The 12562-nt window shown below is 70.9% G+C and carries 15 protein-coding genes; 4 read left to right on the plus strand and 11 right to left on the minus strand.

What is annotated here, in order from left to right; genetic code table 11:
* Positions 1 to 154: 154 nt before the first annotated feature.
* Complete coding sequence (locus VNR19_RS03740) at positions 155 to 1057, minus strand: permease prefix domain 1-containing protein (RefSeq protein WP_325724029.1); 903 nt, start codon at positions 1055 to 1057, stop codon at positions 155 to 157.
* On the minus strand, positions 1050 to 1406 hold the full coding sequence (locus VNR19_RS03745; RefSeq protein ID WP_325032493.1) for a PadR family transcriptional regulator: 357 nt from the start codon (positions 1404 to 1406) through the stop codon (positions 1050 to 1052). Before VNR19_RS03745 ends, VNR19_RS03740 begins: the two co-directional genes overlap by 8 nt.
* An 84-nt stretch (positions 1407 to 1490) precedes the next feature.
* On the opposite strand from VNR19_RS03745, the gene VNR19_RS03750 reads away from it, so the two are divergent.
* Entirely contained in the window at positions 1491 to 2252 is a 762-nt protein-coding gene (locus VNR19_RS03750; RefSeq protein WP_325032492.1) for a class I SAM-dependent methyltransferase, read from the plus strand.
* Positions 2253 to 2270: 18 nt separating this feature from the next.
* Here VNR19_RS03750 and VNR19_RS03755 read toward each other — a convergent pair whose 3' ends face one another.
* From VNR19_RS03755 to VNR19_RS03765, 3 genes are all read right to left on the minus strand, one after another.
* On the minus strand, positions 2271 to 3134 hold the full coding sequence (locus VNR19_RS03755; protein ID WP_325724032.1) for a polyphosphate kinase 2 family protein: 864 nt from the start codon (positions 3132 to 3134) through the stop codon (positions 2271 to 2273).
* 19 nt (positions 3135 to 3153) lie between these two features.
* Positions 3154 to 4893: a 2-succinyl-5-enolpyruvyl-6-hydroxy-3-cyclohexene-1-carboxylic-acid synthase gene (gene menD, locus VNR19_RS03760; RefSeq protein ID WP_414684116.1), complete on the minus strand. Its 1740-nt coding sequence runs from the start codon at positions 4891 to 4893 to the stop codon at positions 3154 to 3156.
* A gap of 124 nt (positions 4894 to 5017) precedes the next feature.
* Positions 5018 to 5497: a PLD nuclease N-terminal domain-containing protein gene (locus tag VNR19_RS03765; RefSeq protein ID WP_325724036.1), complete on the minus strand. Its 480-nt coding sequence runs from the start codon at positions 5495 to 5497 to the stop codon at positions 5018 to 5020.
* A 121-nt stretch (positions 5498 to 5618) separates the two neighbouring features.
* Between VNR19_RS03765 and VNR19_RS03770 the strand changes: the two genes are divergently transcribed.
* The gene (locus tag VNR19_RS03770; protein ID WP_325724038.1) at positions 5619 to 5930 is read left to right on the plus strand and encodes a DUF4229 domain-containing protein; all 312 of its coding nucleotides are present in this window, start codon (positions 5619 to 5621) and stop codon (positions 5928 to 5930) included.
* Between the two features lie 7 nt (positions 5931 to 5937).
* On the opposite strand, the gene VNR19_RS03775 is transcribed toward VNR19_RS03770, so the two are convergent.
* Positions 5938 to 6918 (minus strand): 1,4-dihydroxy-2-naphthoate polyprenyltransferase, encoded by a 981-nt coding sequence (locus VNR19_RS03775; RefSeq protein ID WP_325724040.1) that lies wholly within the window; start codon positions 6916 to 6918, stop codon positions 5938 to 5940.
* Between the two features lie 65 nt (positions 6919 to 6983).
* On the opposite strand from VNR19_RS03775, the gene VNR19_RS03780 reads away from it, so the two are divergent.
* Positions 6984 to 7364 (plus strand): VOC family protein, encoded by a 381-nt coding sequence (locus tag VNR19_RS03780; protein ID WP_325724042.1) that lies wholly within the window; start codon positions 6984 to 6986, stop codon positions 7362 to 7364.
* A 7-nt stretch (positions 7365 to 7371) separates the two neighbouring features.
* On the opposite strand, the gene VNR19_RS03785 is transcribed toward VNR19_RS03780, so the two are convergent.
* From VNR19_RS03785 to VNR19_RS03800, 4 genes are read right to left on the minus strand one after another with little or no spacing between them, the layout of a single operon-like run.
* Complete coding sequence (locus VNR19_RS03785; protein WP_325724044.1) at positions 7372 to 8526, minus strand: AMP-binding protein; 1155 nt, start codon at positions 8524 to 8526, stop codon at positions 7372 to 7374.
* Between the two features lie 7 nt (positions 8527 to 8533).
* Complete coding sequence (locus tag VNR19_RS03790) at positions 8534 to 9430, minus strand: 1,4-dihydroxy-2-naphthoyl-CoA synthase (protein WP_325724046.1); 897 nt, start codon at positions 9428 to 9430, stop codon at positions 8534 to 8536.
* Positions 9431 to 9440: 10 nt separating this feature from the next.
* Positions 9441 to 10394, minus strand: a complete 954-nt coding sequence (locus VNR19_RS03795; RefSeq protein WP_325724048.1) for a permease prefix domain 1-containing protein — start codon at positions 10392 to 10394, stop codon at positions 9441 to 9443.
* A gap of 12 nt (positions 10395 to 10406) precedes the next feature.
* Positions 10407 to 10748 (minus strand): PadR family transcriptional regulator, encoded by a 342-nt coding sequence (locus tag VNR19_RS03800; protein ID WP_325724050.1) that lies wholly within the window; start codon positions 10746 to 10748, stop codon positions 10407 to 10409.
* A 106-nt stretch (positions 10749 to 10854) separates the two neighbouring features.
* On the opposite strand from VNR19_RS03800, the gene VNR19_RS03805 reads away from it, so the two are divergent.
* Positions 10855 to 11853, plus strand: a complete 999-nt coding sequence (locus VNR19_RS03805) for an o-succinylbenzoate synthase (protein WP_325724108.1) — start codon at positions 10855 to 10857, stop codon at positions 11851 to 11853.
* Between the two features lie 9 nt (positions 11854 to 11862).
* Here VNR19_RS03805 and VNR19_RS03810 read toward each other — a convergent pair whose 3' ends face one another.
* Positions 11863 to 12510: a TetR/AcrR family transcriptional regulator gene (locus tag VNR19_RS03810; protein WP_325724052.1), complete on the minus strand. Its 648-nt coding sequence runs from the start codon at positions 12508 to 12510 to the stop codon at positions 11863 to 11865.
* Between the last annotated feature and the right edge of the window lie 52 nt (positions 12511 to 12562).

A 12562-nucleotide genomic window follows, 5' to 3' on the forward strand; every position in this document is an offset into this window, starting at 1 on the left:
CGAAGCATCCCTTCTTTCGATTGGGGTTCTCGAGGTACTCGGACGTTGAGCGAGGAGCGGAGCGACGAGACGAAACACCCAAGGGAGACCCGCTTCGTTTCGCTGCGCTCGCTCAGCGACCGGGGGTGGTGCGCCTTCGCTCAGCGAGCGGGGATCAGCGTTTGTCGGATGCGAACAGCATCCGTGCGAGCACGAGCATCATGAGCGCGAAGCCGGCGAGGAACGCGAGCGGCGTCCACCACCATCCGACCGTGAAGATGAGCGCCACGACGACGCCGAAGGTCACGATCCAGATGACCGCGGTGTAGATGCCGAACCGTGCGGCGGTCTCGGGCTCGCGCTCGAACCGGTTGGGCGGCTCGGATGCCACCATCTGACGCGTCCACGCCTTGTGCCGGTTGGTCTGGCTGGCGAGGAGGAACGAGAACAGGATGATCGCGGCGATGATCCCGAGCGCGGCGAAGACGATGCCCCACAGCGGCATCGAGCCGAAGGCGACGAGCCCCGCGAAGCCGAGGCCGAACGCCCCGAGCAGCGTCGCGAGGAAGTATCCCGCCGCGCGGTTCTGCGGCATCGGGTGGTTCATCGTGGTCTCCTGCGACAGCGAGTCGCCCACGAGGAGCGCGAGTCCGGTCGAGGCGAACCCGAAGAGGCCGATCTGCGCGCCGAGCGGGATCGGCAGCACCCCGGTCGCGCCGAGGATCCCGAGCGTGATGCCGACGACGGCGGCGATCGACCACACGACGGCACGCACGACGAAGCCGGGCTTCGGCTTCACGCGGTGGCGGCGCATGAGCTCGTCCCAGCCGCGGCGCGGGGTCGCGGCATCCGTCTCGGTCGCCGTGGCCGACTCGCCCACCAGCTCGCGCACTTCGCCGAGCTCGGCGACCGCCCGCCGCGCCGCCTCTTCGGGTGAGACGCCTGACTCCTCCAGCTCAGCGGCGCGTGCGATCAGGTTCGCGCGCACCTCTTCCTTCAGGTCCTGCGTGTCGGGGGTCAGCTCGACGCCCGCGAAGGCCTCGTCGAGAAGTCGGTGGATGTGGAGGTTCTCAGTCATCAGCGGTGTCTTTCACGTCGAGGAGGGAGTCGATCACGCGGCGGGTGGCGACCCACGCTGCGACGTTGTCGCCGTAGACCGCCCGGCCCGCGTCGGTGATGCGGTAGTACTTGCGGCGGCCGCCCTGGGTCTCATCGCCCCAGTAGGACTCCACCAGGCCGTCCTTCTCGAGCCGGCGGTAGGTCGCGTAGAGAGTGGCTTCTTTGATCTCGTGCTCGCCGCCCGTCGCATCGCGGATGGTCTTGTAGATCTCGAAGCCGTACCGGTCGCCGCGACGCAGCACACCGAGCACGATCGTGTCGGTGTGGCCGCGCAGCAGGTCGGCCGAGAAGGCGTCGTCCTGTGTCATGGCAAGTACTGTATCACATCAAGTACTTGTCCACGCAAGTACTTTCCGATTCGCGATTGGCGCGAACCGGCCTACACTGCCGCCATGTCGTTCGACGCGGTGGCGGCAGAGGCTTACGACGGATTCATGGGCCGGTACTCGCGCCCGCTCGCCGAGGTGTTGGTCGAGTTCGCGCAGCTCTCCGAGACGGGCCGCGCCCTCGATGTCGGATGCGGCACGGGCGCCCTCACGGAGGTGCTGGTCCGCCGGTTCGGACAGACCGAGGTCGCGGCGGTCGATCCGTCGCCGCAGTTCGTCGAGGCGACCGCGGCCCGATTCCATTGGGCCGACGTGCGGCACGGCACGGCTGAGGCACTCCCCTTCGACGACGACCTGTTCGACGCGACGCTCGCGGAGCTCGTCTTCCACTTCATGACGGATGCCGCAGCCGGCGCCCGCGAGATGGTGCGCGTCACGCGTCCCGGCGGCGTCGTCGCGGCGTGCGTGTGGGATCTCGAGAACGCGCGCGGCCCGTACTCGCCGTTCCTGCGCGCGGTCGAGGAGGTGACCGACAGGCGGCCGCCGGCCCCACGGCCCGGCACGAGCCGGGGAGATCTGGTCGACCTGTTCGCGGATGCGGGATGCCTGGACGTCGCGGAGAGCGAACTGATGGTCGAGGTCGAGCACCCCGATTTCGACGAGTGGTGGCAGCCGCACACGCTCGGGATCGGGTCGACGGCGGGGCAGCTCGCGGGATTCGACGACGACACCGTCGCAGCCGTACGCGAGCGTGCGCGTGAGCTGATCGGCGAAGGTCCGCTCCGCCTCTCGGCCACCGCATGGGCCGCGCGCGGGATCGTGCCTTAGGCCGTTCCGGGGGCGGCGCTACGTCGCCGCGAGACGCTTCTTCTCAGCGGCGATGTCGAACGTCGCGGCGGGCCACTGCGGGTCGATGCCCTCGAGCGCCTCCAGCAGCAGCGCCTGCACCGCGAGCCGCGCGTACCACTTGCGATTCGCCGGCACGACATGCCACGGCGCGTAGTCCGTCGACGTGCGCTCGAACACCGTCTGGTACGCGCTCATGTAGTGCGGCCACAGCGCGCGTTCGTCGACGTCGCCGGGGTTGTACTTCCAATGCTTGTCGGGGCGGTCGAGCCGCTCCATGAGGCGCTCGCGCTGCTCTTCGTACGAGATGTGCAGCATGACCTTGATGATGCGGGTCCCCGAATCCGTCAATCGCTTCTCGAAGGCGTTGATCGCGCCGTACCGTCGCTCGATCTCCTCGGGCGGCGCGAGCTCGCGCACGCGCCCGATGAGCACGTCCTCATAGTGCGAGCGGTCGAACACGCCGATGAACCCCGGCTCGGGCACGCGCTTCTCGATGCGCCACAGGAAGTCGTGCGCGAGCTCTTCGGGCGTCGGCTTCTTGAAGGACGTGAGCGCGATGCCCTGAGGGTCGACCGACCCGACGACATGCCGGATGATGCCGCCCTTCCCCGCGGAGTCCATCGCCTGGAGCACGAGCAGCACCGACGCATCCGACGCGTCGACCCGGCTCTGCGCGTAGAGGCGCTCCTGCAGTTCGCTCAGCTCTTCGGCGCCGGCGGCGAGGTCTTCGGCCGACTGCTCCTTGTCGCCGGAGTAGCCCGGGGTGGCCTCGGGATCGACGCTCGTGAGCACGAATCCCTCGTCGACCCGCAGGATCTCGTGGGCGTCGGCGTCCCAATAGCGCTGGCTCGTCGCTGTCATGCGTTCATCCTGGCGTACGTCAGCGCTCGAGCGGCACCTCGATGAGCTGCCGACCACCCGCGGGCGACGTGAGCACCTGGTCGAGCGCCGACCGCGTGGTCACGCGGTGGTACTCCCACCCGTACGCGAGCGCGAGGTGCTCGAGGCGCACGCCGTGCGGCGTGTAGAGCACGCGGTCCATCGCCTCGTCGTCCGCGACCGCCGCGACTTCGAGCCCGTCGAAGATCGTGCCGCCGCCGTCGTTGCCGACGATCACCTGGATGCGCGGTTCGTCCTCATGCGGCGGGATCAGCAGCGCGCCGACGTCGTGGAGCACCGCGAGGTCGCCCAGCAGCACACGCGTGACCCCCGGACGCCCGTCGGCCTGGCTCGCGAGAGCGACGCCGACCGCCGTCGCGACCGTGCCGTCGATTCCGGCGAGCCCGCGGTTGGAGTGCACGGGCACGCGCTTGCCGCCGAGCACCGCATCCGCGACGCGCACGAGCCGCGACGAACCGAACACGAGTCGGTCGTGCGGCCACGTCGCGCGCCACACCGCGTCGACGAGCGCGGTCCGGTCGACGGGAGCCCGCAACACCTCGAGCTCCGACGAGATCGCCCCGAGCCGCTCGCTGGGCACGGTCGACGCGAGGGCCGCGGCATCCGGAGCGGGAGGAGAGAGATCCACGGATGCCGCGCGCGACGCGCGCATCCACGTGCCCAGCCATTCGCGATCCGTTTCACCGGTCGCGACCGAGACCTCGTCGATCGCGACCGTTGCGCCGTTGAGGTTGAGGGGCTCCCCCGGTCCGCGCACCGCAAGCACCTCGACATCGTCGCGCGACAGGAGCGCAGCCGTCTCGCGCGCGAGCGTCGGATGCCCGAACACGACGACGCGCTCGACGCGGCCACCCAGCTCGGGATCGGCGACGAGGGCGCGATAGCCGTGCACGAGGTTGCGTCCGAAGCGCGCGCCGCTCACGATCTCGGCGACGAGGGGCCACCCGCCCGCGTGGGCGACGGCTTCGGCATCGGGCCCTGCGTCGGCGCCGGCCAGCACGATCGTGCGCGGACCGCGCTCGAGTACGAACGGACCGTCGGGGTCGGGTGGGACGTCGGCCTCGCCGATGCCGCCACCGCCCTGATACAGCGCGCCGGAGGGCTCGTCGGCGCGGTCGGCTTCGATCGGCGCCACGTCGAGGTCGATGTGCTTCTCGGTCGCGAGCTCGACCGAGTGGACCGTGAGCCACGACGGAAGGTCGCCGCCGAGCGGCTCGCGGTACGGGAGGTTGAGGTGTACGGGACCGGGTGAGCGTGTTCCCGCGCCGAGCGCCGCGTCGACGGCCTCGGCGGCGACCGCGCGCAACATGGCGCTCTGGTCGGATGCGCCGTCCGAATCGACGACGTCGGGCACGGGGAGATCCGCCTCGAACCGCACGTTCGGGGCGAACATGCCGGGCTGGCGTGTGGTCTGATTCGCTCCGACGCCGCGCAGCTCCGGCGGGCGATCAGCGGTCAGGAGGAGGAGCGGCACGCCCGCGTGGTGCGCCTCGAGCGCGGCCGGGAGGAGGTTCGCGGCCGCGGTGCCCGACGTGCAGACGACGGCGGCCGGCATCCGCGTCTCCCGCCCGATGCCGAGGGCGGTGAAGCCCGCGATCCGCTCGTCGATGCGCACGTGCAGACGGACAGCGCCGCGCCTCTCGAGCTCCGCGGCGACGAGCGCGAGTGACTGCGAACGCGAGCCGGGGCTCACGACGATGTGACGGATGCCCCGCTCCACGAGGGCTCCGAGGAGGGCGGATGCGGCATCCGTCGCCGGTGACTCGACCCCGCGCGTCTGCGCCGCGAGCGGATCGCCGCCGGTGGCGCCGGGCTCGCCGGCGGCTTCGGGGTCGTCGCTCACGTCAGGAGATGGCGCCGCGGTGGCCGCGCGGGTCGTCCTCGCCGTCGCCCGGACGATCCGTGGGCCGCTCGACGGCGGGCTCGGTGCCGCGTGACGGCGGGGTCGCGGCGGGCGGATCTGCCGGCGGCGTGACCGGGGTGATCGGGGGGCTCCAGCGCGGGTCATCGGCCTCGGCGTCGAGCTGGGCGAGCTCCTCTTCGAGGCGGCGGATGCGCTCGTCCTGGTCGGAGATCGAGCCGATGCGACCCAGGAATTCGGGGTCGTCATCGGGGGCGCGGGGCGCGACCATCTGCGACGCGCGTGCACGGCCGATGACGAACCACAGGATGCCGCCCAGCACGGGGAAGATCACGACGATGAGGATCCACAGGGGCTTGCTCACACCGCGGTGCTTCGTCGGCGGCTGGATGGCGCAGTCGACGATGCTGTACACCCAGAACACGGCGGCCAGCAAGGCCCCGATCAGCAGCACCCTCGTCACGTCTTCCATCCTAGGCGCGCGGGGCCGGAATCGGCCGGTCGTGATGGAACCGTCGTGAACCCCTCAGCCTCCGCCCAGCCTCCCGGACAGGCGGCTCGGACCGGCGAACTACGATGGAGGCATGCGAACGCGCTCCGCCCTCGTCTACTCGGTGCTGCGGCTGCTCGCGTTCTTCGTGCCGTTCGGGATCTTCATGCTCATCCCGATCATGCGCGAGTACTACTGGCTGTCGGCGATCTTCGCCGCGCTCATCGGCCTGAGCCTCTCGATGATCTTCCTGCGCCGCCCGCTCGACGAGGTGACCACAGGTCTCGCGGAGCGCCGCGCGCGGTCGAAGGACGAGCGGTCCGACGAAGAGGTCGAAGACGGAGCGCTGCCCGGTCCCGAAGCCGGATCCACGACGGATGCCGCGCAGGACCGCCCTCAGGCCTGACGACGCGCTATCCGATGAACGCCCACAGCAGGAACCCGCCGTAGGCGAGCGACGTGAGCGATGTCAGTCCGAGCGCCACGACGAGCTCGCGCGGCTGACGGTACGTCCACACGATGAGGATCGCGGGGAGGGCCGCGAGCAGCGCGAGCATCGACAGCCACGCGATGACGTAGAACACCGCGAGCCACGCTGCGATGAGGAACGGTACCAGCACGAAGATCGTGAACAGCACCTGCGTCGCACGCCGGCCGATGAGCACCGTGAGGGTGCGCTTGCCGGCGGCGCGGTCCTGCTCGATGTCGCGCAGGTTGTTCGCGAGCAACACGGCGCACGCCAGGAGGCCCGCGCCGACGCCGCCGAACCATGCCTCCTGCGGAATGGACTGCACCTGCACCCACGTGGTGCCGACGGTGGCGACGAGCCCGAAGAACACGAACACGAAGAGCTCGCCCAGGCCGTAGTAGCCGTACGGGCGCTTGCCGCCCGTGTAGAACCAGGCGGCCAGGATCGCGGCGACGCCGACGGCGATGAGCCACCACTGCTGCGTGCGGATGGTGATCGCGAGGCCCGCGAGCGCGGCGATCCCGAAGAACACGAGCGCGACGGCGAGCACCGTGCGCGGCTTCGCCTTGCGGCTCGCCGTGAGGCGCGCCGGACCGACGCGGTGGTCGTCGGTGCCGCGGACGCCGTCGCTGTAGTCGTTCGCGTAGTTGACGCCGATCTGCAGACTGACCGAGACCGCGAGGCACGCGAGCGCGATGACCCAGTGGAATGCGCGGTCCACGAGGAGTGCGGCACCCGTGCCGATGAGGATCGGCGTCACCGCGAGCGGGAGCGTGCGCAGTCGCGCCGCACCCACCCAGTCGCGGAAGGTGGCCGGCTCGACGCGCCGCGGATCGCGCGGCGCGTGCGCCTTCTGCGGATTCCCGCGCGGCGGCTGCTTCTTCGGGCCCGGGCGCTTGCGGTGCTTGCTCTTGGTACCTGCCACGAGGTCACATCCTAGTGAGCGCAACCCCCTCGCCCCGTGTCGCGGGTTGGATCGACAATGACGGCATGCTCGAGATCGGAACCACGGTGCTCACCGTCGAAGACATGGACCGCGCGGGCGACTTCTGGCGCACGGCCCTCGGATACGTCGATCGCCGCGAGCCGAGCGACGACTGGGTCATCCTCGACCCACCCGAAGGACCCCACGGGCGGGCGTCGATCGCGCTGTCGAAGACCGGATATCCGCAGCATTACCCGCCGCGCCTGCACCTCGATCTGTACGCATCCGACCAGCAGGCCGAACTCGCGCGACTGCGCTCGCTCGGCGCACGCGACGTCGACTGGGACGGCTACCCGCCCGGCGCCGACTACGTCGTGATGGAAGACACCGAGGGCAACCGGTTCTGCGTCATCGAGACGCCGGAGTGGTTCTCGGGCGAGGAGTGACGAGTCGTCAGTGCAGCGACGCCACCGCGCGACGGATCGCCTCGCGGTCGGGCTTGCCCGACGGAAGCATTGCGAGCTCGTCGACGAGCACGAGCCGCGACGGCCGCGCGTGCGGTCCGATCTCGGCCTCGACCGCGGCCCGCGCCGCCTCGAGCTGGACGGACTCGCTTCGGCGCAGCGCCTCCCCTCGTGAGGCGACGACGACGGATGCCTCGCCCCACGTCGCGTCCGGAACCCCGACCACCACGGCGGAGGCCAGGCCCGGCACCGACCGCACGATGCGTTCGACGCGGTCCAGCGAGATGTTGATGCCGCCCGACACGATCACGTTGTCGAGCCGCCCGCGCACGCGGAGCACGCCGTCCTCGATGAGTCCCGCATCACCCGTGCGGTACCACCGCACGCCATGCGCGTCGCGCAGGAACACCGCGTCGGTCAACTCGGGATCGCCGAAGTAGCCGTCTGCGAGCGTCGGGCCGGACAGACGCACCTCGCCGTCGACGATCGCGATGCCGACGCCGTCGAGCGGGCGGCCGTCGTAGACGCATCCGCCGCTCGTCTCGGTCGAGCCGTACGTGCGGGCGATGCGCACGCCGGCGGCCTGCGCGCGCTCGAGGGTGGCCGGCGGGAGCGCCTGCCCGCCGATGAGGATGCGCTCGAACGATCGGAGTGCGGCGAGCACCGCGCGGTCCTCGTCGGCGGCGTCGAGGAGCTTCGTGAGCTGCGCCGGGACGAGCGACGTGTAGGTCGGGACGCGCTCGCCGCGCTCGGTCGACGCCATCGTCGAAGCCGCCGCGGTGAACGCCTGCGGCGTGAACGTGCCCGCGAGGAGGGCCGGCTCGCGGCCCGCGACGATCGAGCGGACGAGCACCTGGAGCCCTGCGACGTATGCCGCCGGAAGCGCGAGCAGCCACGCTCCCTGGCCGATGCGGGCGAACGTCGCGAGTGCGCTCGCCGTGAGGGCGTCGCGGCTGAGGATCACGCTCTTGGGGATCCCCGTGGACCCCGACGTCGTGACGACGACGGCCGTTCCCGCGCGCACCTCGCCGGGGGCGTCGTGCACGAGCCCGAGGCCCATGGCGGGGCCCGCGCCGTGCAGTGCGGCGCGCAGACCCCGAAGGATTTCGCGCGGGTCGTCGCCGACGACGGGTTCGAGTCTCATCGCGGCATCAGAAATACCACGGATAGGGCGACCAGTCGGGCTCGCGCTTCTCGAGGAACGCGTCGCGCCCCTCGACGGCCTCGTCGGTGCCGTAGGCGAGGCGCGTCGTCTCGCCCGCGAACACCTGCTGACCGACGAGACCGTCGTCGACGGCGTTGAACGCGAACTTGAGCATGCGGATCGCCGTCGGAGATTTCGTGAGGATCGTGCGGGCCATCGCGATCGCCTCGCGCTCGAGGTCGACGTGGGGCACGACGCGGTTCACGGCGCCCATCTCGTACGCGCGCTGGGCCGAGTACTCCTCGGCGAGGAAGAACACCTCGCGCGCGAGCTTCTGCCCGATCTGTCGCGCGAAGTACGCGGACCCGTAGCCCGCGTCGAACGAGCCGACGTCGGCATCCGTCTGCTTGAACCGTGCGTACTCGGCCGACGCGATCGACAGGTCGCACACGACGTGCAGGGAATGCCCGCCGCCGGCGGCCCACCCGGGGATCACCGCGATGACGACCTTGGGCATGAACCGGATGAGCCGCTGCACCTCGAGGATGTGCAGGCGACCGGCGCGCGCGGCGTCCGTCACGGTGTCGGACTCCGAGTACTTGTAGCCGTCGCGTCCGCGGATGCGCTGGTCTCCGCCCGAGCAGAACGCCCATCCCCCGTCTTTCGGGCTGGGTCCGTTGCCGGTGAGCAGGACCACCCCGATGCGCGGGTCCTGCCGCGCGGTGTCGAGGGCACGGTAGAGCTCGTCGACCGTGTGGGGGCGGAAGGCGTTTCGCACCTCGGGCCGGTCGAACGCGATGCGGGCGATGCGTCCGTCGGTCGAGACGTGGGCGGTGATGTCGGTGTAGCCATCGGCGCCCGGAGCGACGACCCACTCGGCCGCGTCGAACAAGTCGGAGACCATGCCGCCCAGCCTAGTTCCGGCCGCGGGCCGCCTTGATCACGCTGTCCACCGTGCTCCAGACCGCGATGCCCGCGATCACGAAGCCGACGATGACCGAGAGGACACCGTGCACCTGCGCGCCGTCGGCTCCCGCGACGGTCGGCCAGAACTCGGGGTTGATGAGGCGCCCCTCGAACAGCAGCCACAGGGCGGGCAGGGCGACTGCGGCGTTGAGGACGCCGTTGAACACCGCGAGCGTGTACGTCCACCCGCGCGCCGCGTAGACCGCGACCGCCAGCAGCGCCTCGAGCGCCATGATCACGAACAGGCCCGTGATCCACCACGGCCACAGGCCGTCGTCGAGGAAGGAGAGTCCGGGGTGCAGGGGGGCCAGGCCGATGAAGTGGTCCCACAGGATGACGCCGACGGCGATCGCGAGGAACACGAGGCTGCCGATGAGGTCGCCGAGGCCGGCGCCCTTGGGCCGCGGCTCGGGGAGCTGATCGGGACTCCACTTCGCCGTGTTCATGGGCGCGTGGCCGGAGCGCTCGAGCACGACGAAAACAAGAGTCGTCCAGAACGCGATGTGCACGATGACCTGGAACACGACGGCCGCGGTCGAGCCGATGACCTCGCCGATGGTGGCGCCCGAGAGGGTCTGGCCGAGCGCGACGCCGAACGCGGCGCACACGGGAACGATCGCGAGCAGCAGCTTGAGCAGGCGCCACCAGTCGAGGAAGTAGCGCGGACCGACGAGCCACATCGGTCGGTCGGTGTATCCGGCGGCGAGCACCTCGGGGTCGCCGAGCTCGGTGAGCACGGCGTACTCGGCGGACTCGCGCGGCTCGCCGGCTTCGACGCGCGCGTCGATCTGATCTTCGATCGAGGTGCGCAGCTCGGCGGACAGGTCGGCGCGCTGCCGCTCGGGCACGGTGCGCATCGCCGCATCGATGTAGCGGCCGGTGAGGGTGACGGTGGCGGTCATGTCGTTCTCCGATCAGTCGTCGCCCGGAGCGGGCAGCGCGTCGATCGCGGTGGCGATCGCGCGGAAGTCTTCGGTCAGTGCGGCGGCGAGTCGGGAGCCCGCGGGGCTCGTGCGGTAGAACTTGCGCGGGCGCGCCTCGTCGGTGTTCCACTCGCTCGTCAGGTGCCCCTGCTTCTCGAGACGCCGCAGGAGCGGGTACAGCGTGTTCGCATCGGTGTCGAACCCGCGAGCCTGCAGATCTTCGAGCAGGCCGTAGCCGTAGCCGGGCCGTTCGAGCAGACGCAGACACGCGAGCACGACCGTGCCGCGGCGCAGCTCCTGCAGGTGCGTCTCGAGGGCCTCGGTCTCGCTCATGCATCACACTGTACTGTGTGTCACACACTATCGTCAAGCGCACATCGTTCTATCGCGTCGCCAGGCGACACGAGGCACGCGGAAGGTGGCGTCGGGGCAGGATGGAATCGTGACCGCGCTCCCCTCCCTCGACGACCTGCTCGCGACCGCCCGCGTGGTCGCCCTGCCCCTCGCGACGAGGTTCCGCGGCATCGATGTGCGCGAGGCCCTTCTCCTCGAGGGCCCCGCGGGCTGGACCGAGTTCTCGCCGTTCACCGAGTACGACGACCGCGAGGCCTCGGCATGGCTCGCCGCGGCGATCGACTACGGCTGGAACCCGCAGCCCACCCCGGTGCGCGACGAGGTGCCCGTGAACGCCACGGTGCCGGCCGTCGACGCCGCATCCGTTCCCGGCGTCCTGGCCAGATTCGACGGATGCCGCACCGCCAAGGTCAAGGTCGCGCAGGCGGGCCAGCGACTCGCCGACGACGTCGCGCGCGTGCGCGCCGTCCGCGAGGCGATGGGCCCCGAAGGCCGCGTGCGCATCGACGCGAACGCGGCCTGGAACGTCGACGAGGCGGAGCACGCCGTCCGGTCCATGGAGGAGTTCGACCTCGAGTACGTCGAGCAGCCGTGCGCGACGGTCGAGGAGCTTGCCGAGCTGCGGCGTCGTATCGCGCGCCTCGGCATCCCGATCGCCGCCGACGAGAGCGTGCGCAAGGCCGAAGACCCTCTCGCCGTCGCGCGCGCCGGGGCTGCGGACGTCCTCGTCGTGAAGGCTCAGCCGCTGGGCGGCGTGCGCAGGGCGCTCGAGATGGTCGCCGAGGCGGGGCTTCCCGCCGTCGTCTCCAGTGCGCTCGAGACCTCGGTCGGGCTCGCGATGGGCACGAACCTCGCGGCCGCGCTCCCCGAACTGCCGTATGACTGCGGGCTCGGCACCGCGTCACTGCTCGCGGCGGATGTGGCCTCCCCGCCGCTCCGCCCGCGCGACGGCGTGCTGCCGGTCGGCCGAGTGGCCCCCGATCCGGCGATGCTCGACGAGTTCGCGGCATCCGCCGATCGCCGATCCTGGTGGATCGACCGGCTCACCCGGTGCCATGGACTGCTCGCCGAGTCCGCGCGGTGACGCCTCGGATCAGACCTCGATGAGCAGCTGCGCGACCCGCGCGAGCTCCTCGTTCGTGCGGCGGCACATCTCCTCGTAGTCGAGGCCCGCCATCGCCGCGCGCACCGACCCGCCCTCCCACACCGTGAGCATGAGCCGCGCGACCTGATCGGAAGGGAGCCGGAACTTGACCGTCTTCGTGCGGCCGATGTCGTCGATGATGCGCGCGATCGCGCGGCGCATCTCCTCGTCCTGCGCGAGGTAGGCGGCCGCGAGCTCGCGGTTTCGCAGCGCGTGGATGCGGATCTCGCTCATGAGCAGGATGCTGAGCCGATCGTCTGCCGACACGTCGAGCACGTCCTGCACGATCGCGAACGCGTTGGCGGGCAGATCTGCGAAGGCCCCCTCGCGGTCGAGCTCGGCGATGCGACGCCGGACGGCCTCGACGCGCTCGAGCGCGACCTCGCCCGCGAGCTCGAGGAAGAGCTGGTCCTTGGTCTCGAAGTTCGAGTAGAAGGCGCCGCGCGTGAAGCCGGCGCGATCGCAGATGGCCTCGACGGATGCCGCGTCCAGCCCGACCTCGGCGAAGACCTGCGCCGCCGCGTCGAGCAGTCGCCGCCGCGTAGTCTCGCGCCGACGGGTGGTCGTGGCGCCGCCCGCGACTCGAGTGTCGGTCATGCGGCCTCCTCTCGACCATGTTCACACGAACTTCCCGGGTTCCGGGACGATC

Origin of the sequence: Microbacterium sp. (assembly GCF_035556355.1) — a bacterium.
GTDB lineage: Bacteria > Actinomycetota > Actinomycetes > Actinomycetales > Microbacteriaceae > Microbacterium.

Coding starts and splice junctions, on each gene's coding strand:
- VNR19_RS03795 (WP_325724048.1), bottom strand. CDS start 10,394: ATGACCGCCACCGTCACCCTCACCGGCCGCTACATCGATGCGGCGATG.
- VNR19_RS03800 (WP_325724050.1), bottom strand. CDS start 10,748: ATGAGCGAGACCGAGGCCCTCGAGACGCACCTGCAGGAGCTGCGCCGC.
- VNR19_RS03785 (WP_325724044.1), bottom strand. CDS start 8,526: ATGAGACTCGAACCCGTCGTCGGCGACGACCCGCGCGAAATCCTTCGG.
- VNR19_RS03770 (WP_325724038.1), top strand. CDS start 5,619: ATGCGAACGCGCTCCGCCCTCGTCTACTCGGTGCTGCGGCTGCTCGCG.
- VNR19_RS03750 (WP_325032492.1), top strand. CDS start 1,491: ATGTCGTTCGACGCGGTGGCGGCAGAGGCTTACGACGGATTCATGGGC.
- VNR19_RS03810 (WP_325724052.1), bottom strand. CDS start 12,510: ATGACCGACACTCGAGTCGCGGGCGGCGCCACGACCACCCGTCGGCGC.
- VNR19_RS03740 (WP_325724029.1), bottom strand. CDS start 1,057: ATGACTGAGAACCTCCACATCCACCGACTTCTCGACGAGGCCTTCGCG.
- VNR19_RS03755 (WP_325724032.1), bottom strand. CDS start 3,134: ATGACAGCGACGAGCCAGCGCTATTGGGACGCCGACGCCCACGAGATC.
- VNR19_RS03745 (WP_325032493.1), bottom strand. CDS start 1,406: ATGACACAGGACGACGCCTTCTCGGCCGACCTGCTGCGCGGCCACACC.
- VNR19_RS03780 (WP_325724042.1), top strand. CDS start 6,984: ATGCTCGAGATCGGAACCACGGTGCTCACCGTCGAAGACATGGACCGC.
- VNR19_RS03790 (WP_325724046.1), bottom strand. CDS start 9,430: ATGGTCTCCGACTTGTTCGACGCGGCCGAGTGGGTCGTCGCTCCGGGC.